24 protein-coding genes are annotated in these 26,415 nt (G+C 67.5%); 8 read left to right on the top strand and 16 right to left on the bottom strand.

The features are described from left to right. From AC1DIQ_RS06035 to AC1DIQ_RS06080, 10 genes are all read right to left on the bottom strand, one after another. The gene (locus AC1DIQ_RS06035; RefSeq protein WP_478049644.1) at nucleotides 1-2,298 is read right to left on the bottom strand and encodes a patatin-like phospholipase family protein; all 2,298 of its coding nucleotides are present in this window, start codon (nucleotides 2,296-2,298) and stop codon (nucleotides 1-3) included. After that, a complete protein-coding gene (locus tag AC1DIQ_RS06040; RefSeq protein WP_478049645.1) occupies nucleotides 2,289-3,482 on the bottom strand; it encodes a BamA/TamA family outer membrane protein in 1,194 nt (397 codons plus the stop codon). The genes AC1DIQ_RS06035 and AC1DIQ_RS06040 overlap by 10 nt, the downstream gene beginning before the upstream one ends. A 108-nt stretch (nucleotides 3,483-3,590) precedes the next feature. Further along, a complete protein-coding gene (locus AC1DIQ_RS06045; protein ID WP_070470735.1) occupies nucleotides 3,591-4,139 on the bottom strand; it encodes a DUF4136 domain-containing protein in 549 nt (182 codons plus the stop codon). 156 nt (nucleotides 4,140-4,295) lie between these two features. Further along, nucleotides 4,296-4,805: a hypothetical protein gene (locus tag AC1DIQ_RS06050; protein ID WP_478049646.1), complete on the bottom strand. Its 510-nt coding sequence runs from the start codon at nucleotides 4,803-4,805 to the stop codon at nucleotides 4,296-4,298. A 1-nt stretch (nucleotide 4,806) separates the two neighbouring features. Continuing rightward, on the bottom strand, nucleotides 4,807-5,625 hold the full coding sequence (locus AC1DIQ_RS06055; protein ID WP_183073645.1) for a DUF2092 domain-containing protein: 819 nt from the start codon (nucleotides 5,623-5,625) through the stop codon (nucleotides 4,807-4,809). Between the two features lie 52 nt (nucleotides 5,626-5,677). Then, nucleotides 5,678-6,655, bottom strand: coding sequence for a SphA family protein (locus tag AC1DIQ_RS06060; RefSeq protein ID WP_478049647.1), 978 nt, complete (start codon nucleotides 6,653-6,655; stop codon nucleotides 5,678-5,680). 107 nt (nucleotides 6,656-6,762) lie between these two features. Further along, the gene (locus AC1DIQ_RS06065) at nucleotides 6,763-7,080 is read right to left on the bottom strand and encodes a DUF1622 domain-containing protein (RefSeq protein WP_478049648.1); all 318 of its coding nucleotides are present in this window, start codon (nucleotides 7,078-7,080) and stop codon (nucleotides 6,763-6,765) included. A 42-nt stretch (nucleotides 7,081-7,122) separates the two neighbouring features. Next, the gene (locus tag AC1DIQ_RS06070) at nucleotides 7,123-8,049 is read right to left on the bottom strand and encodes a formylglycine-generating enzyme family protein (RefSeq protein ID WP_478049649.1); all 927 of its coding nucleotides are present in this window, start codon (nucleotides 8,047-8,049) and stop codon (nucleotides 7,123-7,125) included. Next, complete coding sequence (locus tag AC1DIQ_RS06075; RefSeq protein WP_259462080.1) at nucleotides 8,046-8,585, bottom strand: YidH family protein; 540 nt, start codon at nucleotides 8,583-8,585, stop codon at nucleotides 8,046-8,048. The genes AC1DIQ_RS06070 and AC1DIQ_RS06075 overlap by 4 nt, the downstream gene beginning before the upstream one ends. Beyond that, nucleotides 8,582-8,986, bottom strand: a complete 405-nt coding sequence (locus AC1DIQ_RS06080) for a hypothetical protein (RefSeq protein ID WP_121036993.1) — start codon at nucleotides 8,984-8,986, stop codon at nucleotides 8,582-8,584. Before AC1DIQ_RS06080 ends, AC1DIQ_RS06075 begins: the two co-directional genes overlap by 4 nt. A gap of 188 nt (nucleotides 8,987-9,174) precedes the next feature. Here AC1DIQ_RS06080 and AC1DIQ_RS06085 point away from each other — a divergent pair, with 188 nt between their 5' ends. Continuing rightward, complete coding sequence (locus AC1DIQ_RS06085) at nucleotides 9,175-10,347, top strand: hypothetical protein (RefSeq protein ID WP_121036994.1); 1,173 nt, start codon at nucleotides 9,175-9,177, stop codon at nucleotides 10,345-10,347. Nucleotides 10,348-10,368: 21 nt separating this feature from the next. Here the strand turns inward: AC1DIQ_RS06085 and AC1DIQ_RS06090 are convergent, their stop codons facing one another. The 3 genes from AC1DIQ_RS06090 to AC1DIQ_RS06100 form a co-directional block, all read right to left on the bottom strand. Continuing rightward, nucleotides 10,369-10,776, bottom strand: coding sequence for a response regulator (locus AC1DIQ_RS06090; RefSeq protein ID WP_147433834.1), 408 nt, complete (start codon nucleotides 10,774-10,776; stop codon nucleotides 10,369-10,371). Nucleotides 10,777-10,892: 116 nt separating this feature from the next. Continuing rightward, nucleotides 10,893-11,543, bottom strand: coding sequence for a response regulator (locus AC1DIQ_RS06095; RefSeq protein ID WP_478049650.1), 651 nt, complete (start codon nucleotides 11,541-11,543; stop codon nucleotides 10,893-10,895). A gap of 198 nt (nucleotides 11,544-11,741) precedes the next feature. Further along, nucleotides 11,742-12,713: a helix-turn-helix domain-containing protein gene (locus AC1DIQ_RS06100; protein WP_121036997.1), complete on the bottom strand. Its 972-nt coding sequence runs from the start codon at nucleotides 12,711-12,713 to the stop codon at nucleotides 11,742-11,744. A gap of 197 nt (nucleotides 12,714-12,910) precedes the next feature. On the opposite strand from AC1DIQ_RS06100, the gene AC1DIQ_RS06105 reads away from it, so the two are divergent. From AC1DIQ_RS06105 to AC1DIQ_RS06115, 3 genes are all read left to right on the top strand, one after another. Then, complete coding sequence (locus tag AC1DIQ_RS06105; RefSeq protein ID WP_478049651.1) at nucleotides 12,911-14,602, top strand: sensor histidine kinase; 1,692 nt, start codon at nucleotides 12,911-12,913, stop codon at nucleotides 14,600-14,602. Between the two features lie 88 nt (nucleotides 14,603-14,690). Then, nucleotides 14,691-15,575: an acid phosphatase gene (locus AC1DIQ_RS06110; protein ID WP_478049652.1), complete on the top strand. Its 885-nt coding sequence runs from the start codon at nucleotides 14,691-14,693 to the stop codon at nucleotides 15,573-15,575. 224 nt (nucleotides 15,576-15,799) lie between these two features. Beyond that, nucleotides 15,800-16,384 carry a fasciclin domain-containing protein gene (locus AC1DIQ_RS06115; RefSeq protein ID WP_478049653.1) on the top strand — a complete coding sequence of 195 codons (585 nt, stop codon included), beginning with the start codon at nucleotides 15,800-15,802 and terminating at the stop codon, nucleotides 16,382-16,384. Between the two features lie 201 nt (nucleotides 16,385-16,585). Here the strand turns inward: AC1DIQ_RS06115 and AC1DIQ_RS06120 are convergent, their stop codons facing one another. From AC1DIQ_RS06120 to AC1DIQ_RS06130, 3 genes are all read right to left on the bottom strand, one after another. Further along, complete coding sequence (locus tag AC1DIQ_RS06120; RefSeq protein ID WP_478049710.1) at nucleotides 16,586-17,431, bottom strand: OmpA family protein; 846 nt, start codon at nucleotides 17,429-17,431, stop codon at nucleotides 16,586-16,588. Between the two features lie 77 nt (nucleotides 17,432-17,508). Further along, nucleotides 17,509-22,041, bottom strand: coding sequence for a YadA-like family protein (locus tag AC1DIQ_RS06125; protein WP_478049654.1), 4,533 nt, complete (start codon nucleotides 22,039-22,041; stop codon nucleotides 17,509-17,511). A gap of 214 nt (nucleotides 22,042-22,255) precedes the next feature. Continuing rightward, nucleotides 22,256-23,245, bottom strand: a complete 990-nt coding sequence (locus AC1DIQ_RS06130; RefSeq protein WP_282261006.1) for a helix-turn-helix domain-containing protein — start codon at nucleotides 23,243-23,245, stop codon at nucleotides 22,256-22,258. Between the two features lie 793 nt (nucleotides 23,246-24,038). Here AC1DIQ_RS06130 and AC1DIQ_RS06135 point away from each other — a divergent pair. The 4 genes from AC1DIQ_RS06135 (at nucleotide 24,039) to cpaB (ending at nucleotide 26,415) form a co-directional block, all read left to right on the top strand. Next, nucleotides 24,039-24,230, top strand: coding sequence for a Flp family type IVb pilin (locus tag AC1DIQ_RS06135; RefSeq protein ID WP_121037003.1), 192 nt, complete (start codon nucleotides 24,039-24,041; stop codon nucleotides 24,228-24,230). A 97-nt stretch (nucleotides 24,231-24,327) separates the two neighbouring features. Beyond that, on the top strand, nucleotides 24,328-24,873 hold the full coding sequence (locus tag AC1DIQ_RS06140) for an A24 family peptidase (protein WP_478049655.1): 546 nt from the start codon (nucleotides 24,328-24,330) through the stop codon (nucleotides 24,871-24,873). Next, complete coding sequence (locus tag AC1DIQ_RS06145) at nucleotides 24,870-25,358, top strand: pilus assembly protein (protein ID WP_478049656.1); 489 nt, start codon at nucleotides 24,870-24,872, stop codon at nucleotides 25,356-25,358. The genes AC1DIQ_RS06140 and AC1DIQ_RS06145 overlap by 4 nt, the downstream gene beginning before the upstream one ends. A gap of 19 nt (nucleotides 25,359-25,377) precedes the next feature. Further along, nucleotides 25,378-26,415 (top strand): Flp pilus assembly protein CpaB, encoded by a 1,038-nt coding sequence (gene cpaB / locus AC1DIQ_RS06150; RefSeq protein ID WP_121037006.1) that lies wholly within the window; start codon nucleotides 25,378-25,380, stop codon nucleotides 26,413-26,415.

Consider the following 26,415-nt stretch of genomic DNA (forward strand, 5'->3'; position numbering starts at 1 on the left):
TCACAGCGATTGCCCGAGCTCGATGAAGAGCACGTTCTCGCCGCCTTCGCGGAATCCCATGCCGAAGATCAACGGGCCGACCCACGAATCAAAGCCGAGGAACACGCTGCCGTTCCAGATGCCGTCGATCAGTGACATGTCGCTGCGTCGCTGCCAGGCATTGCCGTACTCCACCGTGCCCCCGACCTGCGCCGAGCGGCCCAGCAGCTTGCCCAACTCATAGGTATAGCCGGCGAACCCGAGCGCATAGTCCTGGCCAGTCAACTGGTTGTGCTGGAACCCGGCCAGCCGCCAGCGCCCGCCGAGGCGGTAGAGGTTCTGCACCGGCGCCGTGCCCGACGCGGTCACGTGATAGCGCAGCCCAAGCTGCAGCGCATGCTTGCCAAACGATCTGGCGGCCACGGCATCCAGATCGATCTGGCCGAAGCGGGCATCTGCGCCGAGACTCGGGCTGGACTGATACGTCCCCGCCGTAACGAGATAACCATCGCGCGGGAAGTACACGCTGTCGATATCGTCCAGGGTCGCCTGCGCGATCCACGCGCCCTCGTCGAAGTTCACCCGTGGAATGGTGGGGTCGCCCACTTCCACCTCCGCATTGCCGGTATAGCGCTGCACGCCGACCGACAGCGCCAGCACATTGGACACATTGCGGAACACGGCCAGCGTCGCACCGGTACGACGCACGCGATAGCGCGCGATCTTGTCGCCGTCATCGTCGTAGAGATTGAAGCTGCGGGTCTGGAACCCGCCGCCCGCCTGGAAGGCGTAACGATCGTGCAGATCGAACGGATGATAGTACTGGCCGGTCAGCCCCGGCTCGCTGCCGATCTGCAGGGCGATACGCGCTTCGGCACCGTAGGGCGACAGCGGCGAAAACAGCAGGCCGGCGCGCAGGTTGCTTTCGTGATTGCCTTCCAGATCATTGCTCAGGCTGAGCCCGGCTTCCAGGTACACCGGTCCGTTGGGCTTGGCGTACGCGGACACCACCACGCCGGTGCGTCCGTCACGCTGCTTGACCTCATAGTTGATGCTGGCCAGCGTTCCCATGCCGTAGGCGCGCAGTACACCGGCCTGCATCGCCTCGATATCCAGCGGCGCGCCGACGTGGACCGGGAGATAGGACAGCAGCAGCGCATCGGCATAGCCGGTGTGGTTGTCGACCTCGACGAAATCGATGGTGGCCGGTGCCACCGGATGCGTCCGGCCGGCACGCTCGGCGGCCAGTCGGGTGTACTCCTGTGGCGCCTGCGCGAACGCCTGCAGCGCCGGCGCGGCCTGGTCGGCGGCGAGCTGGCCGATCCGCAACGCCTCGGGCGCCTTGTCGAAATCGCCGGTGGCCACCTTGCCGGTCAGATCGGGCGAGATCAGCAGATCCTGCGCGCCCAGACTGTCCAGTTGTGCCTGCGCGCTGCGGGTGGTCAGGAATCCGCTCAGCTGGCTGATCACATCCACCAGGCTGGCGTCGCGATCCAGCGCGCTCAAGGGCGTGCCGACGTCCACCGCTATGACCCGGTCGGCCCCCATCGCGCGTACCACATCAATCGGCACCTGGTTGGACAGGCCGCCATCAAGCAGCACGTGCCCGTCGATCACCACCGGCCGGAAGATGCCGGGCAAGGACATGCTCGCGCGCATCGCCATCGGCAGGCTGCCCTCGGCCAGCACCACCGGCATGCCGGTATTGATATCGGTGGCGACCGCCCGGAACGGGATCGGCAGGTCATCGAAGCGGCCATTGACCCGGCCGCCGCCGGTGGCGCGCTCGAACAGGGCGATCAGCTTTTCGCCCTCGGAGACGCCACCAGCCAGTGCCACCGCCTTGCCCTCGCCGCCGAGCCCGATGCCGATCGGTGCCAGCTGGGCGTAGTCGTCGGCCTTGCGTCGCAGGGAGCGCTCACGGCGTGGCAGGGTGTCGGTGAACAGGCTCAGCCATTCGGTGCTCAGCACCAGCTGCTCGATCTGTTCGGGCGTGGAGCCGGAGGCATACAGGGCGCCAACCAGCGCCCCGGCGCTGGTACCGGCGATGCAGTCCACCGGCACGTGCAGCGCCTCCAGCTGCTTGAGGATGCGCACGTGTGCGATACCGCGTGCGCCGCCGCCGCCCAGCGCCAGCCCGACCCGTGGCCGGGTGTCGCCCGGGCCGCGCACGCCGCAGTGGTCTGCCTGGCCTGCCGGAGCGACAGCAACCACCGGTTCGGCGGCCTGCAGCGGCGACAGGGCGCCACTGGCGCACAGCCACGCCACGGCGAGCGCCGAGGCGCGCGATACACGGTGCCCGGGGCGTTTCAGCGCCACGCGCTGCCGACCTGGATGTAGAACGTGTCGTCCTCCGGCCCCCACGCATAGTCCACGCCGACATGCATGCCCAGCTGGCGGGCGATCAGATAGCGCACGCCCGCGCCTTTCGACACCTGGCTGGCGCCGTCGCTGAAACTGTTGTGCCGGCCCCAGGTGCGCCCCGCACCGACGAAGCCGATCAGCGCCCAGCGCTGGGTCATGTTCCAGCGCAGCTCGCTCTCCAGCACCGCAGCCCGCGTGTCCTGGTAACGCGCCGAGCCGATGCCGCGCAGGTCGATGTAGGGCAGTCGATAGAACGGAATCTCACCGTTGGCCCAGCGGGCATCCGCGCGCCCGCCGAGCACGAAATGCTTGCCCATCGGCCAGTAACCGTAGGCGTGCCCGCGATAGCTCTGGAAACTGGCATCGCTGCCGATTCCCGGCAGATACGCGTTGCCTTCGATCATGCCAAGCCAGCCGCTGGAAGGCGTGAACGGGTTGTCGCGCGAATCGTACTCCAGCGACAGGCCCAGCCCGGAGCTGCGCTTGGACAGTTCGTGTGGCTGGAAACGATCGCGGTCGGAGGCGACATCGAAGCCGATATCCAGATCCATGTAGATCCAGGCCAGGCCGACATAGAGATCGCGGTCACCCAGGCGCCGGAAGCCCTGCTGGAACGACATCAGGCCGTCCATGTTGTAGTCGATCTTCTGCGCGGGCAGCACCGTGCCGGGCGTATAGAAGCCCAGATTGAACGACGCTTTGGCGACGCCGCCGCGGTAGCGCCAACGGTCATCGTCGAAGTGCAGCGAGGCGCCCACGCCATACGCTTCGCTGCCATTGGAGGTGCGCATCGCGCCACCGCCATAGATGTCCGGCGTGACCATCTTCGGGGTGCCGCCCTCACCTGCCGCTGCCGACGCCGGTGGCCGATGGAAGAACGCCAGCGCCACGCCGCCGCCATTGCCCACGGCGGGGTCGGTCACGATGATCGGCACCGGCAGAAAACCGCGGTGCTCCAGCAACCAGCGCGACATGTCGAACCGGCCGTCTTGCGCGTCACGGAACAGGGACGCCCGCGGCGCCGGAGCGGCCGCGGGCGCCGGCGCAGGCGATGGCGCGGCGGGCTGCTGGGCGATCGCGGCGCAGGGCGTGAGCACGCCCAACAGCGAGAGCAGGCGTACGGCATGGCCGATCGACACGGTGCACCTCGGGGATGGGAAGCCAAGTGCGCGGGCCCGGGCCGGTGGGAGGGAACAGCCCGGCGCGGGCCCACGCGGTTGAACGCATCTCAGGCCGTGCCGCAGCGATCAGCGTGCGGCGGTCGTGCCCGGCGGGAACGCCGCAAACAGCTTGTCCAGGCCGGCTTCCACCGCCGCGTTGACCTTGTCCGGCGAGGTCGGCACGGTGCCACTGGCGGTGCCGCGCCAGACCGCCTGTTTGGTCTTGGCGTCGAACATATCCACGACCAGCGTGCCGACGTCATAGGTGTGCACCGTGGTGGTGGCATTGCCCATGGCCATCCCGCCACCCCAGCCACCGCCCCGCCAGCCCCAGCCGCCCATGCCCGTCCCGGAGTAGAACGTATCCAGGGTCTGCTTCTGGCCGGTGGCGATATGCGCTGCCAGGGCGATGTCGCCGTTGGGCGCTTCGCGCAGGCCCTTGGCCTGCAAACGTGCGTTGATGCCGTCGATGATGCGTTGCTGCACCAGCGGCGAGCTTGCCTGGGGTTTCATCGCCCAGGTGTAGGTCTTGTAGGAGGCGAAACTGGCTGACGGATCGAAGTCGGTCTTGACGGTCGGTGTGGATGCACAGGCAACCAGGGAGGTCGCCAGGACGGCGATGGCAAAGGCTTTCATGACGCGAGTCTCCAAAGGCGGGATGGAAAGACGCGCTGCGGTCGCAGCCGTCCTGGGGCGGGCCGTGGTGGCCGGTGGTTACAGCCCCACGGTAGTGCACTGCCGGCCACGCGTAATGCGCATAACTACGGTAGAGAGGCGGGAAAAACTACCGAGTCAACGCGGCGGATTGATCACCACGTATTGCACGGTGGTCCCGGCATAGCGCGGCTCATACCAGACGTTGCCGCACTGCTGGTAGGCCATGCCGTTGATCACCGTGGTCACGCAGCTGGGCGGGACCGAATTGACGATCGAACCGATCACCGCCGAGGTCACGGCCACGCCCGCCGTCACCGCTGCAGCGGTGGCGAAGGGATGATCGTCCCAGTGGTTCCAGTGGTCGTCGTGGTAGTTCACATCCACATTGACGTTGCGGTTCACGTTGCGATTGACGGTGCGGTTGCTGTCGATGTTGCGGTTGATGTTGGCCCCGCGGTTCACGTTGCCGCCCCGCGGGCGCTGTACCGGGCGGTTGATGCTGGTATGGGCACTGGCGCGCGCGCCGCCGCCATGGAACCCGCTGCGCTGCGCGCTGGCCGGTGCGGACACGGCCAGCAGCAGCGCCAGCAGCATGCCCGCCGCCAGGGAGGAGGCCACGAAGAAGCGGTTGATCACGGTACGCATGTCAGTTCTCCTGCCCAGCATCGGTGACGACCACCGCGACCGGCACCAGCTTGATGCGGGCGGCATCGGCCGGCGGCGTGAACTGGAAGGCGGTCGCGGGCACGGCGCTGCGGGTGTCCCAGCGCAGGTGGGCGCGGTACTGCGGCAGCGCCGGATCATCCAGTGAGGTGATCACCAGCTTCTTCGGCAATGCGGTGGCCTTGCTGACCCACAGCTGCCAGTCCACGCCGTCCTGCTTGAACGCGTACTGCTCGATCGGCTCGCCGTCCACCGTGCCACCGCCGATGTGCAGCGCGCCACGGATGGCGGTTTTGGGCGCCTTGTCGGTGCCCCACAGGAACATGTCGGCCAGCGGCATGTCGATGCCATAGCGGGCGGCGGCATCCTCCACCAGTTCGCCCAGCGTGCTGTTCAGTCCGTCCACCTGGGCGTAGTACTTCAGGCGCGGCGAATACAGCGACAGCGCCTTGCCGTCGTAGAACAGCTGGCGCAACTGACGATCGCTGCGCAGCTCCAGGAACAGCTGGTTCGGGGCGCGCACCTTGTAGGTCACCACGCCATCCAGTTCCACCTTCTGGCCGTCTTCCAGCACGATCTCGGTGCTGGCGTCGGAGCTCAACGAGAACTGCTTGAGCGCACGCAGCGCAGCGCCCATGCGGTCCAGGGCGGCCAACGCCTCGGGATCGCGCTCGGGGGCGTCGGCCGGTGCAGCCGGGGGCGGTGCGGCAGTGGCAACACGGGTAGCGCCGTGCGCGACGGGCACCAGCGCGGCCAGCATCAGGCAGGCCGACCACGCAACCGGGGGAATGGCAGAGGACATGACCGTTACTCCATGGCACGGTAAACAGGTGGCCGCCGGCAGGCGGCCGGGATCAGAAGCCGCCGCTGATCGACAGACTCCACGGGTCGCCTTCGAAGCGGTTCTTGACGCTGAATTCGCCGACATAGCGGAACGACACATCCACATGCTCGCCGCCGGACCATTTCTTGCCGTAGGTCAGCACCGGGCCGATACCGAACGAGCGGCCTTTGAAGCCCCCCAGGCGGTCGGCGGTGTCGCCCTTGTCGTCCTGCAGCTGCTGGATCCAGCCACCGGCGGCCCCGAACCCCCAGCCACTGGCGGTGCGCTTGACCAGCAGCGCATCGGCCCGTGCGACCACGCCGTTCTTGTAGTCGGTATCGTCGTTGCGGGTGTACCAGTCGGTGGCGCCCAGCACGCTGAATTCCAGCGTGCCCTTCTGGAACAGGTGCGTGTAGCCCACGCTGGGCGAGAACGTCCAGATGTTCATGCCCGGATTGGCCAACCGGTTCGGGTCGTACTTGGCGGTGGGCGCATACACGTACACACCGAAGGAAAGGTGCTGCACCTCGCTGATGTGGAACCCGGCGATCACCGGGGCGAAGTACACGTCGAACAGGTTGGAGGCATGGTCCTTGGTCTGGAAGCGGTTGCCCAGCGGGCCTGCCAGGTTGGCGGTGACCTCGGCATCGATGTACGGCACGGTCAGCATGGAAGCGAAGTTCCAGCGCCCGGGCTTGGTCGGCCACACGTACACCCCGGTGGCAGCGGTCAGGTTCACGTCGGCCTCCAGGCCCAGCGAGATCTGCCCGGCGATGGGCGCGGGGCGGTCGCCGCTGATCTTGCCGTTGTAGCGGATGTAGCTCAGCGACCACTGCATGCCCGGCTCCGGTGGAATCACACCGGCGTACGAGGTGATCTGCATGCCGGTGATCGAGCGCCCCAGCGCGCCCTCGGTCGCCCATGCCGGCCCGGCGGACAGTGCAGCCAGCGAGCCCAGCGCGAGGGCCAGTGGCCAGCGACGCGGCAGGCGGAGAAAGGACATGGTCATGCGGTGGCCCTCCGGCACGGGTGCAGGTTCATGGATACGCACCTCACAGCGGCTCCGGCTCCGGCGCCGGCCGCGTGGCACGCTGACGTTCGCGGACATCGGCGATGTCACTCCAGGAAGTAGTTCAGGAACGTGCGGATCACCGCGATCGCGGCCAGCTGGCCGATCGCGTCCCAGCTGGTGTAGATCGACGATTCGATGATGTCCGCCGAGAGCTGCATGGTCAGCCCGGCCACCAGCCAGCGCCCGTACCCCAACCACAGGTCGCGGCGCTCGACGTTGGTCAGATGGCCGCGCAGCGCCAGCCGCACGGCCCTCACGAACACCACCACGGTGGCCATCGCGATCAGCACCAGGGCCATCGCATCGATGATCACCACCACCGGTTCGGTGATGGCGATCAGCCACGCCTTGAGAGGAAGCATCGTCGGGGCTCCGGTAGGCATCGCAGTGCGGGGGGTTCGGGTTCATCCGCGCTCCACGCAGCGGAAGCCGAGGTGGCAGGTGGAGGTATCGATCGGCTGCGCCATGCGCGCCGCAGGCCGGTAGCGCCTGCAGTAGTTCGGCGCGCACAGGTGTGAGCCTCCTTTCATCACCCGGCGCGGAACCGCGCTTCGATCGCGCGGGTCGTGGCTGCGCTCACGCAGCCCGCCGCGCGGATTGTCGATCGCGCAGCACGGCTTGCCCTGCAGCTGGTCATGCTGCTGATACCAGTCACGGGTCCATTCCCAGACGTTGCCGATCATGTCGTACAGCCCGTATCCGTTGGGCGGATAGCTGCCGACCGGTGACGTCCAGCGGTGGCCGTCCTCCTCCAGGCTCTGCCAGGGAAATTCGCCCTGCCAGGTATTGGCCTGGTGGCGGCCGCCGGGGATGAAGGTGTCGCCCCAGGCGAACTCACCACTCTGCTGGCCGCCACGCGCCGCGAATTCCCACTCGGCCTCGGTCGGCAGGTCCTTGTCCATCCACCGGGCATAGGCCAGCGCGTCGGCGAAGGTGACGTGGACCACCGGGTGATCCTCCAGGCCCTGCAGGCTGGACAGCGGACCGCGGGGATGCCGCCAGTCGGCCCCGGGAATGTAGTGCCACCAGTTGTGTGTGTTGCCCATGTCCACCGGGTGCGGCGGCTGCACGAACACCACCGAGGCCGGTTGCAGCAGCGCCGGGTCCGCACCCGGATAGTCACGCGGGTCGGCTGCCTGCTCGGCTGCGGTGACGTGGCCGGTGGCCCGGATGAAGCGGGCGAACTCCCGGTTGGTCACCGGGTAGCGATCGATCCGGAACCGCCCTACCCGCGCTTTGTGCGCCGGGCGCTCTTCGGGATAGTGATCGTTGGAGCCCATGCTGAAGACCCCGCCGGCCAGCTCGATCATGCTATCGGCCACGACACTCATGCGAACGGTGCCACGTTGAAGGTCATGCTGACGATCGCCAGCAGGCCCAGCAGCCACAGCAGGCCGGCGGTGATCAGGGTCAGCGAGATCGGGTAGTGACTCTCCCCGTGGATCAGGCCTTCGCGGATCATCTCCTCGCGCTCGGCACGCAGGCCCTGCATGTAGCGGATGTGATAGAGGATGCCGAGGGTCAGCAGAACCATGCCGAGGCCGACCAGCGCGATGCCGAAGTTGCGTGGCGCATGCGGGCGCAGGCCAACGCCGGGCACCTCCAGCATGTGGCCGAAGAACTGATAGATGGTGAAACCGAAGCCGATCAGCGACAGCGCCGTGCGGATGATCGACATCAGCGTGCGATCCGCGCTCATGCGCGTGCGCTGGAATGACATCCCGGTGCGCCGCGAGGAAAGCTCCATCGAGGTGGCATCGGCACCGCCCAGCAGCGTCTTGGCCTGCTCGATGGTGAGCGCACGCTCGGTCAGCTGCTCGCGGGGGTCCTGGGCACTCATCGGCGGGTCGTCTCGTGAGGGGGTCATTTGCGGTGCAGGAAGTAGCTGGCGATGCGGGTGATCGGGCCGCGCAGGATCAGATACGGCAGGAACCCGAGCACGACCGCGATGACGAAGGCTTCCACCGGATACTTGAAACCGCCGAACATGCGGAACTGGTAGATCACATCCATGCCGACCCCCAGCAGAAGAATCCGGGCGGTCGCGGTGACCCCTTCGCGCCAGGCGACCAGCCGGTCACCCGCAGAGCTGTGCGCCATCAACCAGGCATAGGGCGCCTTGCCCGCCTTGGCATCCTTGATGCCATCGATCAACGCCGCGATCAGTGCCATCGTCGGCTGCAGGAAGAAGCGGAAGGTCATGGGGCCATCCGCGCGATCGATCATGTCGGTCCAGAAGCGCGTCAGAATATCGATCACCAGGAGCATGGGCGGGATCCTTGCGTCAGGCCTCCAGCTTGGGCGCCGCCCGGTAGCCACACAATCGAGTTGTTACTGCAACCTCCCCAGTATTTTTACTGCGTCCAACGCGTGGAAAGGCAGCGCTATGCTCAGCGACATCGCGTCCGCTGCCCGCTGCAGCCGCGCCTTCTCTTTCTTCGCCACGGGCTGCCCCCATGCACCTGGACCAGCACCATTACTCCCTGATGCGCGGCGGACTGGTGCACCGGCTGCTGCAGGCCGCCGGCATGCTGCGCGGCACCGCCCGGCTCTCGCTGTGGATCGCCGTGGCATTGGTGGTGATCTCGCTGGCGCCGTTGGTGGTGATGACCGCGCGCGCGGGCACCCTGTGGACGCCCCCGCCGGGCATGCCGCTGCTGGGCGACTACGCAACCCTCGCCCGCGTGCTGCTGGCGATGCCTCTGCTGGTGCTTGCCGCCCCGCGCTCGGACACCTTGCTGCGCAATGCGTTCCGCCAATTGACCCGCGCCGGCCTGGTGCCACCGCAGCGACAGGAAAGATTGGCCGCACTGCTGGCGAAGGTGCGCCGCTGGCGCGATGGCTGGTTGCCTGAAGCGCTCTGTGTGGTGATCGCATGGCTGCCGCTGCTGTTCGGCACGGACAGCGTGAGCCTGCTGCCGGGCGTCGCCGACTGGCGGCTGGAGCACGGTGCATTGACGGCCGCCGGACGCTGGTACGAATGGGTCGCCGTGCCGCTGTTCCGGCTGCTGGCCTTGCTCTGGCTGTGGCGCTTCGTGCTGTGGACCGGCCTGCTCTGGCGACTGCCGCGTGTAGGACTGGCACTGCACGCAGAGCACCCGGATGGCGCTGGCGGCCTGGCGTTCCTGGGCATGGCGCAGGAACGCTTCGCGGTGCTCGCCCTGGCCGGCGGCATTCTGGTCGCCGGTGCGTGCGTCAATCATGTTCACTATCTGGGCGAGAGTCTGTATGACCTGCGCCACCTGCTGGCCGGCTATGTCATCGGTGCCACGCTCCTGCTGGTGGCGCCGCTGCTGGTCATGATGCCAAGCATGATGCGGGCCAAGCGCCATGCGCTGTACCGCTTCGATGCGCTGGGCAATCGGGCCGCGGCGCTGTTCGACCAGCGCTGGCGATCAGGGTCACGACAGGGGGCCGACGCGGATTCCCTGTTGGACCATGGCGATGCATCCGCGTTCGCTGATTTCAGCGGCGTATACAAGGGCCTGGCCAGCATGTCGGTGCTGCCGTTGAACCGCTGGAATCTGCTGTGGATCGCCCTGCACGCCATCGTGCCTCTGCTGCCGCTGGTGCTGCTGGCGATGTCGGTGGATGAGCTGGCCCGCAAGCTGCTCGGCATCCTGGTCTGACTGCCCGCGCCAGTAGCGGGATCAGCCCTTGCGCGGGCCGCGCAGCGAGCGCGAGACGAACGATTCGCCCTTCAGGGCGGCCGCCACCGCCGGCAGCAGGTCATCGCCTGCGTCGGATTTGAGCACATAGCTGCACGCTCCCAGGCCCATCGCCTGCGTGACCATCTGGGGCTCGGCATGCACCGTGATGAACACCACGCCCAGCACAGGCCGCTGCAGGCGCAGCCGGCGCGCGGCTTCCAATCCGTTCATTTCCGGCATCGCGATATCGGTGACCACCACATCCGGCAACATGCTCTGCGCCGCCTGCACCAGCGAGGCGCCATCCTGGACCAGGCCAATCACCTGGAACTGCTGGGACAGCAGGCTACGCAGCTGCCGCCCCATCGCGCATCCATCCTCGGCCAGCAACACACGGACAGCATTCATCGCACTCGCCCGCTCGATGCCTGCCACGATGATGTGGCCGGACACAGTACGGTAACAAGGGAAAAACAACCGTTGGCGGGCAAGTAAATCTACTTGCCCACCCGCAGGCGGGCGGCCTAGTGGCGGATCAGACCTTCCAACTCGGCCTTGCGCACCAGCTCCAGCGTGCCGTGTACGCCCAGTTCCTGCATGATCGCGTACTTGTGCGATTCGATCGTCCGCACCGATACCCCAAGCTCGTAAGCGATCTGCTTGGAGCGCAGGCCGCGCGCCACGTATTCCAGAATGCGCAGCTGCTTGTCGGTCAGTACATACTGGCAGCGACCCGATGCCACGATCGCGTTGGCCGCCAGTGTCGGCGTCACATACGTCTGGCCGTCCATCACCCCGTTGATCGCGCGGACCAGCTCGTCGCCGGCCGCACTTTTGAGAATATATCCCCGCGCGCCTGCCCGGATGGCCTCGGCCGCCATGCTGGATTCGTCGTGCATGGTGAGGAACACGAAGGGCGTCAGGCACCCCTCGCTGCGGGCCTGACGCATCACGTCGATGCCGCTGATACCGGGCATGCTGATGTCAGAGACGACCACGTCCGGCGATTCGCGGCGTAGCGAGTCCAGCAGTTCCTCGCCGGAGGACACCAGCACGATCGATTCGAAACAGTCCATCAGCAATCTTTCGATGCCCTGCGCCACCAGCATGTGGTCGTCAGCGACGACCACCTTGCGGAAGGGCACAGACACCGACTGCGCGCACGAAACGCTCATTGCACTGCCTCCATTGGCTTCAATCATCCCCTGATTGACCTGCCGGTGCACGGGTGCCTGATAACCAGCGCGAAGGCGCCCGCTCATGGCATCGCGGTGCAGCGGCAGCCTGCCGAACATGCGAGTCACCGCGTGATGGGGTCGTGATGCGAGGCACACTGTTTCATCCGCCCAGGGACACGCTGTTCAGCCCTGCATTCAGCGTCGCAGGGTGTCTCGCGGACATTCACCGAAGACATTTCGATACATCACGGAAAAGCGCCCGAGGTGCCCGAAGCCCAGTCGCAGCGCGATGTCGGTAACGCTGTCCTGGCAGTCCGCGTGCAGCAGCGCGCTGCGGGCCTGATTCAACCGGGCCAGTTGATGCCAATGACAGGGGCCGTGTCCGTAGGCATCACGGAACAGGCGTTCCACCTGGCGTTCGCCCACCCCCAGCGCCAGCGAGAGCGCGCGGCTGTCGAAGGGGCGATCCAGCTGCGCTTTCAGGTAGTCCTCTGCCCGGCGTACCACGGCATCGCGCTGGCGTTCGATCCAGCTCGGGTCCGCGCCTCGCGATGGCCCGGTGTCAGTCACGCTGACCGCGTCCACGAACGCCCCGAGCAGCAGGGCCGATTGCGCTGCCACCTGTTCCGGCGTGACCAGTCCCTCCCCATGGGCGGCCGCCTCCAGCGCCTTGGAAACGCCGTAGCGCAGGTTCCACGCATCGGCAGGCGCGGCAGCGCGGCTGCACCACCCGCTGCGCGGCAACCGCAGTTCGCGCCCCACTCTGGCCACGGCTTCACGCTGCAGCACGTCACGCGGGATCAGCAGCACCGCCCATTGCCAGCCACCAGGACGCGGCCGCACGTTGAGTTCGCTGTCCTCGGCGAACACCATCACCTGCCCGGCCGGGACCCAGCGTCCGTTGGCCCACATCGGCTGCTCGCAGGAGACGGCCATCGCCAGGGCGATCACGCCCTGCCCGAAGCTGCCACTGGCGAAGATCGGCAGCGAGTACGCGCCACTGTCCAGGCTGAATTCGGGAAAGACCAACCGCTGTAGACACGCGCGGAAGTGCCCGGCAGCCAGCAGGCGCTGCTCGAAGCGGGTGTCGCGCACCACCCCCAGCAACGCATCGGCGTCGAAGCCATCGACCACGAAGCGGCTGTAAGGGGCCATCGGTTCGTCCATGCCAGCTCCTGGGGCAAGTCGGAAATCGGATAGCGCGGGGGAAGACAACCTGCTTACATCGGCGCGATTGTGGGGCGGAAGCGACAGCGGAACAAGCAACGTCGCGATGTCTCCCCGCAAGCGTGAAACGCATCACATCGAGAGACGTCCGAAGGCGTATCGATCCGACGCTTCATCACGCACCGGCCGAGGTCCACGTGCCCGTCATTGCAACGGTAACGCACATCGCTCCTGTCGACAGCACCACCGACATTCCGCCGGACGACCTCGGCAACACCCCGCCCTCCACGCGCACATCACCCGGGCTTCGCAGCGCGCTCACGCAGGTGTTGCCGCTGCTGCTGGGGTGCCTGCTCGGGCAGCTGCTGCCGACCCTGGCGCAGATCCCCGGTTTCCGGCTGCATGTGCTGTGGATTCCGGGCCCCCTGCTGCTTGGCTGGTTGCTGTTCACCCCCAGGGCGCAATGGCGGACCTGCGTGCTCGCCGCCTGTGCGGGTACGGCGCTGGCCTTCGTACTGGTGCCTTTCGTGGCGCTGCCGCGGCTGCTGGCCAGCGCAGGCGAATTCGCGCTGGTCATCGCAGCGGCCTGGCTGCTGCTGCGCTGGCGCGGAGAGCGCGCACCGCTGGAGGGCTACCGCGAGATCGGCCTGTTCGTGCTTCTGGGGTGCCTTATCGTGCCCGGCTGTGTGGCCTGGTGGCAGGCGCTGTTGTTCGCCGGCGGCCCACCGGGGCTGGCGCCGGGCGCGATGTTCACGTTGATGCTGTGCAGCAGCGTCAGCTATCTGCTGATCGTCCCGGCGGTGGTCAACCTCGCGCGTGTGCTGCAGACACCGGAGCGGCGCAATGGATGGCGCTGGCGAACGCTGGCCGTCGCGCTGTGCCTGCTGGGAGTGCTGGGCCTGGCCTGGGGCGTGGACTGGCGTGATGGGGTGATCACTCCCCTGCTGGTGCTGGCACCGATTCCGCTGCTGGTGTGGGCGTTGATCGTCTTCGGTGTGACCGGTGCGTCGATCGCCATGGTGATCGTTGCCCTGCTTGGCATGCAGCTCAGCATGGAAGGCATGGGGCCGTTCGCGTTCTGGACGCCGGACCGCAACCTGATCACCGCACAGGCGTGGACCTTGGGCACCGGGTGTGCGCTGTTGTTCCTGGGCGCGCTGTCGGAGCAGAAGCTCTCCAATCACCTCAAGCTCCAGCAGGCCTATCGGCGCCTGGGCGAGGTCACCGGGCGGATGCTGGTGGTGCAGGAGGAAGAACGCACGCGCATCGCCCGCGATCTGCATGACGACGTCAACCAGTCGCTCGCGGCCATTTCCATCTGCCTGAGCGCATTGCGCAATCAGATTCCCGATGCCGAGCGCCGCAGCGTGGTGGAACTTCAGGAGCAGCTGCTGACGGTATCCAACGACATCCGCTCGATCTCCCACGAGCTGCACCCCAGCATCCTGCGCTTCACCGGGCTGGCCAGTGCGCTGGATGCGTTCTGCATCAAACGCAATGCGCGCGGCGCGTTGCGGGTGCGTTGCCGGATCGAGACGCCGCCACGGCTCAGCGACGAGCAGGAGCTGAGCCTGTTCCGGATCGTGCAGGAGGCCGTCAACAACGTGGACAAGCATGCGCGCGCCAGTACGGCCCACGTGCTGGTGGCGGTGCGTGGCGAGCAGCTGCTGTTGCGGGTCGACCATGACGGCGTCGGCATGCCTGCGCCCAGCGGGACACCGCCCGCGCCGGGCTTGGGCATGATCAGCATGGAAGAACGCGCGCGGCTGCTGGGCGGCACGCTTGAGGTGAGTGCCAGCCCGTTGGGAGGCACCCGTGTCGAAGTGCGTTTTCCGCTTGGCGACGCCGCAGTCGATCTGCCCCCCCTGCGGGCGGCACTGCATCAGTAAACATACTGGCGGCGGACACGTAGAAAGGCGGTTGTGCAGGGTGGGGCGTCCGCACACAGTAAACCGACACTTGCCCGTGGAGCGCCCCATGCACTGGAATGCCCTGCCCTCCCGCTGTCGCCATGGCGCGGCCCTGCTCGCGCTGACCTGCGCGTTGACGGCCTGCAGTACCACGCCGCCGGCATCCACGATGGCACCCACGGCGCCGCCGAGCGCTGTCGCCACGCCGGCGCCAGTACCGGAGCTGCGGCCCGGGATTCCCGCCGGCTACCTCGGGCGCGCACTGCCGGACAGCCTGGCCCTGCTGCCAGCGCCCCCGGCCAAGGGCTCGGCGGCATTCGCCAACGATCAAGCCATCCATCGGGCCGCGCAGCAGCTGCGAGGGACGCCCAGGTACACGCTGGCGACCACGGATTCGGACCTGCACTTCCCGCAGGTGGCCAACACGTTCTCCTGCGCGCTCGGGGTGCCGATCAGCCAACAGACATCGCCGGCGCTGTACCTGCTGCTGCAGCGCACGCTGGTCGATGCCGGGCTGGCCACCTATGCCGCCAAGGACCATTACAAGCGCACGCGCCCCTTCGTGTTCTACAAGGAAGGCACCTGTGCGCCGGCCGACGAGGCCTCCCTAAGGACCGACGGCTCCTATCCGTCCGGGCATACCGCCATCAGCTGGAGCTGGGCCCTGCTGTTGACCGAGCTGAGCCCGGAGCGCGCCGACGCCCTGCTCGCACGTGGTCGCGCGTTCGGTGAAAACCGCCTGATCTGCAACGCGCACTGGCAGAGCGACGTGCTCGAAGGGCGTGCGGTCGCTGCCGGCGCGGTGGCGGCCCTGCATGCCAACGCGGATTTCAACCGCGACATGGCGCTGGCGCGGGCGGAGATCCAGTCGCTGCGCAGCAACAGTGTGCAGCCCAGCAACTGCGAGGCGGAGAAAGCAGCGCTGGCCATCCCGATTCCCGGGGTCCTCTAGCGCACGGCCGTGCGTGACCCGGCGGCCCATGCCATCCTGCGCCGGCATCACCAGCGAACAGGGCCGCTGAACCCCGCACCTGGGCTGCGCCATCGCACCGTCCTGACGCCATCCTCACCTGCGCCTGACAGTTGAAAAATAGTGCGCTTGAAGTGCATCCGCCCCGCCACTCCCGCCGTAGCTGAAGGTGCGTCACACCGGCGCATCCATTTGGGAGTTTGGTCATGAAGATCCAGTTCGCAGGCCTTGTACTGATCGGCTGTCTCGCCGCCACCGCGTCCCCGCTCGTCTTCGCGCAGGCCCCTGCCCCCATGATGGGCGCGCAGCACAGCAATCCGATGGTGGGGGGCGCGGCGATGTATGCCAACAAGGACATCATCGACAACGCCGTCAATTCCAAGGATCACACCACGCTGGTCGCGGCGGTCAAAGCGGCCGGCCTGGTCGATACGCTGAAGGGCCCCGGTCCGTTCACCGTGTTCGCGCCGACCAATGCGGCCTTCTCCGCGCTGCCCAAGGGCACCGTTGAGGGACTGCTGAAGCCGGAAAAGAAGGCGGACCTGACCAAGATCCTGACCTACCACGTGGTCCCCGGCGCGGTCACCAGCACCGATCTGATGGCCAAGATCAAGCAGGGCGGTGGCAAGGCGAGCCTGACGACGGTCGAAGGTGAAGCGCTGACCGCCCGCGTCGCCGGCAAGGGCATCACCCTGACCGACAGCAAAGGCCAGGTCGCGCAGGTGACCATTGCCGATGTGAAGCAGAGCAACGGCGTGATCCACGTGATCGATAAAGTCCTGATGCCGTAACCGGCAATGGCGGCCGCAGATCGCCTGCGGCCGCCCCGGGTGGGAGGAAGAGATGACCTGGCGCGCCGTCTTCAGAACGATGACGGGGGAGACATCACGCTGTGCGGACGACGCGCCAGGTCAAGACGGTCCCTCGCCGGCGCACGGGTGCGCCGGACGGGGTATGCGCAGAGAGAGGTGAGCAGGCGGGACCGTGCGGCTTCAGCGCGGCAGTGCCCTGCCCGACAGTTCGACGCGCCGGTTCGGCGCCAGACACACGATCAGGGCCTTGCGCTGCGCCTGCTCGCACTGCACCAGCGGATCGGCCTTGCCGCGCCCTTCGGCGACGATGGCCGCCGCCGGCACCCCGCCGGCCACCAGCGCATCGCGCACGGCTTCGGCGCGCCGTTGCGACAGCACCAGGTTGTAACGGTCACTGCCGATCCGGTCCGTATAGCCGATCACCTGGATCGTCTGCACCCGGCTGGCATCGCGTACCTGCTGCAGGAGGGCATCCACGTTCCGGCGCCCCTCGGGGGTGAGCACGGCGCTGTCGAAGGCAAACATCGCGTCGGCCGCCAGCCGCAGCGGCTCGCTCGGCATCGGCGCGGGTGCCGGGGGCGCCGGGGGGCGCGGCGGATCAAGCACGGCGGCGCAGGCCTGCGGCTTCCAGTACGCCGCCTGGGCGATGCCCTTGCCATCGAAGTCGACCTTGAACTGGCAGGTGAAATAGTCCCCGCCCGGGCTGCTGCGGAAGTTGAACAGGTAGTTCCATTCACGCACGCCCCACATGCCCTCGCCGAAATGCGGGGTGCCCAGCAGGGCGTACAACTGGCGTTTGCTCATGCCACGAGCGAACAGGCGCAGGGTGTCGACATCCACGAACAGGCCCTCCTTCAACGTGGCTTTGCGGGGATCCGGGAAGCTCGCCGCGTCGGTGTCGGCGCTCGCAGTGGACGGTGTGGTGCGTTGCTCGCCGTGGCTGGCGCAGGCGCCCAGCAGCAGGGCCGCCAGGCTCAGGCCCAGTGACCGCAACAGCGGCACCTGGGTGGTGGATGTGGGCTGCATGGACATGGTGTTCCCCCTGTATGCGTTGAATACGGACCGCAGGTCCGGTGCCGGCAGCGCGCCGGCACCGGAGGCGGTCACCACTGGATGCCGGCACCTACCGCGACACCACCATCGCCGCGGCTGTTGGTCGACCCGCTGAACTTGTAGATCCAGCGCCCGCCTTCGGAGACCCCGGAGATGCCCACCGCCACGCCGGATTCGCCGTTGAAGCTGCCGGCGGCGAGCGAGGCCATGCTGCGGCCGGCCTCATAGGGTTGCGGTAGGGCGGCCACCGCCATCGCCGAGGCCACACCGGCCGACGCACGGTTGTCGGTCTTCTGCAGGTTGCGGTCGAACGAGTCCATGCGCTCGTCGGTGTAGGCCTTGGACCAGTCCAGGGTCTGGGCCATGCCACTGCGCAGCTGGTCCACGTTGACGGCATCGGTCCCGGCGGTACCCGGGGCGACGTTGCGCACCGTCGTCGGCCCCGTGGCGGTACTGCCCAGGGTCACGCTGTTGAGGTTGGTGGTGCCATTGATGTTGCTGTCATAGCGGATCGTGCCCTGCTGCGAAGCCTGCAGCTGGCGCACGTTGACTGCATCGGTGGCTTCACTGCCATCGGCGACATTGGCAATCTGCCGTTCCGCGCCGCTGCTGCCCACCGAGACCGTGTTGGCCCGGTTGGCGACCGAACCGGCACCCAGGGCGACGCTGTTGCTGCCCTGCGCATTGGCCCCGTTGCCCAGCGCCGTAGCGTTGTTGCCCGCAGCGGCGGCGCCGGCGCCACCGGCCACGGCGTTGTCGCCAGTGGCGGCCGGCGCGGCCAGGTTCTGCGTGTTGTTGACCTGGAACATGCCGGACGTACCGTTGTTGATGTTGCTGATCTGCGTGTCCGTGTAGGTCTTGGACTCGCTGATCGCGTAGTTCACGCCGCTCTGCAGCTGCCCGACATTGACCGCGTCGTAGCGTTCGGAACCGTCCGCCACGTGGGTGACCTTGCGCTCGGCACCGGTGCTGCCGACGGCCACCTCGCCCACCGAGTTGCTGGCACCGGCCTGGCCGTAGGCACCGGTGTACCCGGCCTGTGCGCCCACACTGGCCACCGAGCCGGCGCCGAGGGCGACGCTGTTGTCCGCGCTGGCGCTGGCGCCATCGCCGATCGCCGCGCTGCCGCTTCCGGTGGCGCTTGCCAGCGGCCCGATCGCGATGCTGTCGGCACCGCCCGCGGTGGCCGCGCCCTTGGTCGAGTTGACCTGCACGTACTGGCTGTTGCCGCCCGGCTGGATCTGGTCGATGCGGGTATTGAGGTTGGTCAGCGAGGTATCCACCGCCGAGAAGGCCACGGTGACGTCGCTGTAGTCGTTGGCGATGACGCTGCCGTCGGTGGCGATCGAGGAGATCCGGAAGGTCGGCGCGGTCCAGATCCCGGTGTTGCCATCGAAGTTGGTGGTGCCGCCGAAATACCCGACCAGGGCAGCGTTGGTCTGGAACAGCTGGTTGCCGTTGACCGCATCCAGGCTGCCGGCCAGCACGCGTCCGTCGGCCAGGTTGGTCAGTGCCACCGCCGCGCCGCTGGCATCGCCGGCCAGGGTGATGGTGTTGGTCGCGTTGCCACTGGCATCGGCGTCGTACTTCACTGCCAGCCGGTCCACGGTGTCGGTCTGGTCGGCGACGTTGGCCAGCGAGGTGCTGACCGCATCGAAGGCGCTGCCGACGTTGTCATAGTTGCCCGTGGTGACCTGGCCATCACTGGCCACGTTGCTGATCGTGTAGCTCGGCGCGGTGACCATGCCGTTGGCATCCAGCGCAGCGCCGCCACCGAGGTGGGTGGCCACGGCCTGGTTGGCCGCGAACAGCTGCGCGCCGTTGATCGCCTCGCTGCTGCTGGCGGTGACACTGCCGGCGGCCAGGTTGCTGAGCGTGGTCGCAGCCCCACCGTTGCCCAGCGTGGCACTGGCGTAGTTCACGCTGGCATCGGGATTGAGGTCGTAGCGCAGTGCGCCCTGTTCGGACGCCTCCAGCTGGCCCAGGTTGACTGCATCGGTGGCCTCGGTGCCCGCGGCCACGTTGACCACCTGGCGTTCTGCACCGACCGCACCGACGGACACCGTGTCCTGGCGGTCGGCCAGTGCGCCGGCGCCCACCGCGATGCTGTTGGCGGCCGTGGCCGAGGCACCCGTGCCGACCGCGATGCTGTCCAGGCCCGCGGCGGCGGCTTCCGCCCCGGTCGAGTTGATCTTCAGATAGCGGCTGCCAACACCGTTGCGGATATCGGTGATCTGCGTGTTGAGGTTCACCAGCGAGCCATCCACCGCGGAGAAGGCGTCGCTGGCATTGTCGTACACCCCCTGCGCGACTGCACCGCCGGTGGAGATCGTGGAGATCTGGAAGCTCGGTGCGGTCCACGCGCCGGTGACCGGATCGTAGCCAGTGACGCCGCCGAAGTAGTCGACAATCGCACTGTTGGTGTCGAACAGCTGGGCGCCGTTGATGGCCTCGGTGCTGGTTGCGTTGACCGCGCCGTTGGCGAGGTTGGCGATCGTGGTGGTGCCGGTGCCGCCGCCGAGGGTGACCCGGCGGAAGTCGGCGCCGCCTGCGCCATCGTCGTCATAGGTCACCGCGAGCGTGCCGACCGCATCGATCTGCGAGATCGCGCCCTGCAGCTGGGCCACGTTGACCGCGTCGGTGGCGGCGCTGCCGGCAGCCACGTTGCTGATCTGGCGCTCACCGCCGGCGAAGCCGACCGAGACTTCACCGGCCGACACCTGCTGCCCGTTCAGCCCGTAAGCACTGTAGCTGGCCTGCGCACCGCGGTTGGCGGCCGAACGGTACCCCAGCGCCACGCTGTTGGCCTGGTTGGAGGTGGCTTCCGCACCGAGGATGGTCTGGCCGTTGGCGGTGCCCGTCGCACTATCGCCGACGACCACCGAATGCCCCATGCGCGCGGCGTAATCCGCGGTCGGCACACCGGTGGGGTCGGTCGGATCATTGAGTCCGACGCCCGGGAACGCGACGTTGGCATCCTGCCGCGGCAGCTCATGCCGTGCGTTGGCACCGATGACCACTTCCTTGGAGCCGTTGGCAAAGGCGCCATCGCCGACCAGTACCTGGTAATCCTGCGCAGCGTTGACCGCCCAGCAGTCCACGCTCGCCACCAGCAGATTGACGCACGTGTTGGACCACGCCGGCGAGCCGTCGGGCAGCAGCAGGCCGAGCAGGCCATTGGGATTGCCGTTGTTGATGTTGTAGATGTAGCTGTCGGAGGTGACGCCACCGATCAGGGTCAGGTGGGAGCTGCCGCCGGTGCTCGCATTGCCCAGGCCATCGAGCAGCGTGCCGACCGGGGTCAGGTTGACCACCGGCAGGCCCAGCACGTTGGTCACCGAGTAGGTCTGCATCACGTTGGCGCTGCTGACCGACAGATTGCCATTGCGCACGTAGCCATCCCCACCCAGCAAACCCTGCGCGGTGGGGCCGACCAGCTGCGAGAGCGAACCGACCAACCCGGCGGTACCGATGACCAGGCCGGCATTGGGATCGGCCGGTGCCGGCCCTTTCGGGCTTCCCGGCGGCAGCGACGTCGGCGCCGGGAACACCGTGCCGAGGATCGGCGTGGTGATCGCACCGACCGCACCGAGCACCGGTGTGGTGATCGCCCCCACCGTGGTGCCGACGCCGTCGAGCAGGCCGCCAACGGCCCCGCCCACACCGTTCAACAACCCACCGAGCGCGTTGCCCAATCCGTTCGGCGCCAGCGCCATCGAGCTGGTCTGCACGGCACTGACGCCGGCATCCACGCGCTTGGGGTTGCGGTCGGCCGCATCGACCCGGTGGCCGACTGCATCCACCCGCACGCCGCCGGCGACGTTGCTGGCCAGCGATGCCTGCACGGCATCCGGTGCGTCGGGCGTTACCGTGGCCTCGGCAATCAATGCCGCCTTGGCCTGCACCTCGGCCGCCGCCAGGCGTGCCTGGGCGGCCGCATCGACGTTGGCCTCCAGTGCCACCTTCCGTGGTGACGGCGTCGCGGCGACCGCCACGCCCGCCGCCGCCTTCGCCTCGGCCTTGACCGGCACCCGCACCGTCGCTGGCGTCGGCGCAACCGCGGCGACCGCATCGATGTCGGCATGGGCATTCAACCTGGCACCGTTACCCGTGCCTGCCGCGATGCCCAGATCGGCCAGGGCCGCCCCCTGGGCACCCGGCGCGCCAACGCGCCTGGGCAGGTCCGCGTTCGCCTGCGCAGCGGCATGTACCTGCAGCGCCGGCCGCTGGGCCGTCGGTGTACCGAGGTTGAGATTGACCTTGGCATCCACGCTCAGCAGGGGGGCCGTGCCACGATCACGCGCCGCCGCGGCCAGCGCCACTTCGGCATCGAGCTTCACCGGCAGGGGTGCGGTGTACTTGGCGGTCAGTGCCTGCAGGTCGGTGAGGGTCTGGTTCTCGCCCGCCCATGCACTGCCCGTGCACAGTGCCAGCGACAGACCCAGCGACAGCACCGACATCGGCACCTTCAGATGCACCACCACCGGGCCAGCAGCCAGGCTGCCGCGCGCCGTGGCGATTTCGGAGACGACCACCAGGGCGTTCAGCCGGTGGCTCCACACCAATCGAAAGATACGGTTCATCAGGTATTCCCCCGTGTACGAATGCGTTGAACATCACCGGTGCCTGACGGCACGTGGATGTCATTACAGTCGAGGGGTCAAACCGCGAGCACTTCATTCCGGCAGCGCACACGTGCGTTCCGGCAAGACGAGGGGTAAAACCGGCAGGCCGATAGGCAATTTCGGCAGGTTGCCGAATACGTGCACGGCGGGCACGCAGCTGCCCACGTAACCCTCAGGCCGGGCTGCCCATCTGGGCCGGCGCACGCATCAGCGTGTCGCGCGGCAGCTCGCCGAACACGCGTCGATAGTTGTCGGCGAATCGCGACAGATCCCACAGCCCGCAGCTGAGTGCGATGGCTTTCACCGATTTGCGGCTGGAATCGGCCATCGACAACCCGCGGCAGGCTGCGCATAACCGCAGCATCGACAGATACCGGTTGGGCGAGGTGCCGAACAGATCTTCGAAGGCATACCGCAACGCGCGCTCGCTCACACCGGCTGCGTCACAGATTTCATTCATATAGATATAACGACGCAGATTGAGCCGCATGAAGTTCTCGGCACGCTGCGCGATCAGATAATGCGTGCGCCGGCCGCGGCTGCAGGTAGGGTGGTCATCGCTGCCGGCGCCCAGCAGCGCCTGGATGTGGTCATGCAGAAGGGCGTCCACCGCATCGGCCGCCAGTACACCGCCCTGCCCGGCCAAGGCCGCGTGCACATCGGCATAGCGCTGCGTCAGCCGTGCCCCTCCGCCGCTTCCCCCCGCCTGGAACAACGACAGCGCCTGCCCGGAAGGCAGGGTATTGCGCAGGCTCAACTCGGTCAGCTTGCGCTGCACACGTTGCATCGGCGCCAGCAGCAGGGTCAGGTGGGTGCCGGCGCTGAGGGTGAACTCGCTGATGCCTTCGGGCAGCACCGTCAACGCCATGCCGGCGGCCAATGGCATGCCATGGCACCAGCTGACATTCTCATCGGTGGCATGGATCAGCCCGAGCAGGCACCAGTCCTGCGGCAGCATGAAGCGGCCGCGGAAATGAAAACCGCTCACCGCGGTGCAGAACAACGCTTCGTCATGCACCTGCGATTCAATCGCGGCACGCGGGCCGTTGCCATCCAGCAGCACCATCTCCAGATCGCACACGCGCAGCACGCCGCTGAGCGAGGCCAGGTCGAATGCCCGCAGCCCGCTCTGGATCTGGTCATCCACCACACCATCTACCATGACAGTGATGCCCCCTTTCGCCTGGAACTCCGGTGCCTGCGCCGCATGGCCACCGGGTGCGCACTCCTGCGTGTCCTGCAGCGCATCCTGCTACGGCCAACCCGCCGCGGCGATGCCTGCCAGCCCGCCCACCTAAATCATTCAGTGATCGCAGCTAAATCATTCACTCCATGCGGCATCGATTTACGCGAAGCCGTGGATGCGCATTTTTGGCAAGTATGCCCGAACTGGACGGCAGGTAAACAGAATCATAATCACCGTCACAACCAAGACCGCCCTGCGTGAAATCCAGCGTTTATGCGCCTGCCAATCGTGTCAAAAAGTTGACATCACAGGGCCATCACATAATCTACACCCGCACTTCACTTTGCCGCGATTACATCAACTCCACGCAATACGCAGAAAAAGAATCGTCATTTACTCAAGTTGAAACGACGCCTGCCGATTTTGTGTATTGGATACCGCGCGGTTCGTCGAGCATCCAGATCAGGACGCCCGGTTGTACCGACACGGTGATGCTGTAACGCAGGGGGAACGCCATGGACAGCAACCTTCATTCTCAGTGCCCGCATTGCCACTGCCGCACGTCGCAGGCAATGCCCGCACTGTCCAGCGCGATCTGCCGCCAATGATGTCGATCGGGCACTGTCCGCTCGATAGCGCAGGCCTGTAAGGGCTGCACCGCGCAGGATGCGCGGTCTGGATGGCCGTCCTGGCGGAGCCAGGCAACACCATCGGTACCAGGGGCTGTATCCGCCCGTTCGGGCTCTGATTGGGAAAGGGAGAAACCGTCATGAATGCATCCGTTCGCAAGTTCCTCGTGGAAGAAGATGGCGTGACCGCGCTCGAGTACGGCCTGCTGGCCGCCGTGATCGCGGGCATTCTGGTGGCCGTCGGCAAAAAGGAAATCCAGGGTTTCTTCGAGAACCTCTTCGAGAAGCTCGGTACGGTTGTTGACGACGCGACTGCGAAAGCATCGACCTGATCGTCTGATCTGACGCCAGCGCTGTCGCCCGGCTCTCCCGCAGCGACGGCATGGCACGGATCACGTTGTCGCACGACCGATTCGGGGGACTTACCGCATGGAACTTCTTCCCCTGCTGGCACTGCTGCTGGGTGTACAGGTCGCCATCCACGACCTGTATGCCCGGCGGGTATCCAATCGTGGGTTGCTCCTGGCTGCCGGGGTGGCGCTGGCCGCGCTTGCCTGGCAGTGGCTGATGGCCGGCCGCGGCTTTCCGGGCACGCATCTGCTCGGCTTCGCGCTGGGGTTGCTGTCGCTGCTGCCGTTCTATGCCATCGGCTGGATGGGCGCCGGTGATGTGAAGTACTTCGCCGTGCTGGGCCTGCTGCTGGGCGCCGCGCCGCTGCTGCCGATCTGGATCATCGCCAGCCTGCTCGCCGGCGCACATGCGATGTGCGTGATCGTCGCGCGGCGCCTTGCACCTGCGTTGTCCCACGGCGCGTTCTCCACTGTCTCCAGCGGCCCGGTGTCGCGCCGCTTGCAACCGGTGATCGCGCAATGGCGTCACGCACGCCAAGGGCGGGTTGGCATCCCGTATGCGGCCTACCTGGCGTTCGCCAGTCTGTGGTGGGTGCTGCAGCAGCACGTCGGCGGTGCTGCATGAGCGTCGCGCTCCCAGACCGCCGTCCTGCCCGGCGCCAACGCGGCATCGCCACGCTGGAATTTGCCTTGATGCTGATGTTCGGCCTGCTGCCGTTGCTGCTGGTCACCTATTCCGGCGTCATGATCATGGCCGTGCAGCAGACACTCTCGGCGGCGTCGGCCGAGGGTGCACGTGCCGCCTTCCGCCATGCCACGCCGGGCGAACGCCGCACCGCCGCCTGCCTGGCGGCACGCCGCTCCATGCAGTGGCTGCTGACCTACGCCAAGCAGACGCCGGACTGCGCTACCGCAGGCGCCCCGCCGATCACGGTTTCCACGCCCACCCCCTGCGCGGATCTGCCCGCGGTGCAATGCATCCGTGTGGAAGTGAGCTATGACTACGGCGCCTACCCCTTCCTGCCCGGCACCGGCCGCGTCTATGGCTGGGTGATGCCCAAGCCCTTGCGCAGCACCGCCGTGTCCCAACTCGATCTCGGCGGCAACTGATGACACTCCGGAGAACCGCATGCTCAAGTTGACCCGCGTCGCCGCGATCCTGCTGATCGGCCTGGCGGTGATCCTGGCGTTCGTCGCCTTCGGCATCAGCCGTCGTGCCAGCGAGGTAGCACCGGGCACGCCCGCGAGCGTCGGCGCGCCCGCCCAACCGGCGACCTGGCCCGTGGTCGAGGCCGCCAGCGCACTGCCCGCCGGGCGGCCGATCACCGCCGAGGACCTGCGGGTCAGCGGTCATCCGCAGCGCCCCGTGGGCGCCTACACCTCGATCAACGCCCTGGTCGGCGCCGTGCCGACCCAGGACATCGCGGCCGGCACGCAGATCCAGACCGCGCAGATCGCGCAGGGTTTTTCGCTGCGCCTGAATCCCGGCGAGCGCGCACTCGCGGTGCCGGTGGACGAGCTGGTCGCCGCAGGCAACCGCATCCAGCCCGGTGATTTCGTCGATGTGTTCCTCAACCTGCGCGCGTCCGGCGGCTTGCGCGATGACGGTGACGCGCAGACCCGGCTGCTGCTGTCGCGGCTGCGTGTTCTCAGCTATGGCGCGCACGACATCCAGAGCGTTGCCAGCATGCCGAGCGATGGCAGCGCGCCCGCGCCGGACGACAGCCGGGCGCAGGACATCACCGGCGGCAGCACGTCGGCCAGCAGTTCGCGCAGCGATGGAACGACAGCGCCGGCACGCAGCGCCGTGCTCGCAGTGCCGGTCGCCGAGGCGAACCGGCTGCTGCTCGGTGCCCAGCAGGGCAAGCTGTTCCTGGCGCTGCGCAACCCGGCCGACATCGGGCTGCCGGACCAGGCGTTGTTCCCCACGCCCAGCCGCGTGCTCAACCCGCGCCGCGAGCTGTCGCCCGACGAACGGCTTGCCCTGCAGCGCCCGGAGAACGACGCCTACGCCGGCATCGACACCGACGCACTGGCCGGGCGCGGGCGCAGTGCCGCCGCGACAGTGCCACTGCCCAGCAGCGCCCCGCGCCGCGCTGCACCGCGCGCGGACCGGGGCATTGAAATCATCCGTGGTGACATTTCCTCCCATAGCGGGTCGCGTTGA

Source organism: Stenotrophomonas sp. 05L413 (assembly GCF_056397945.1).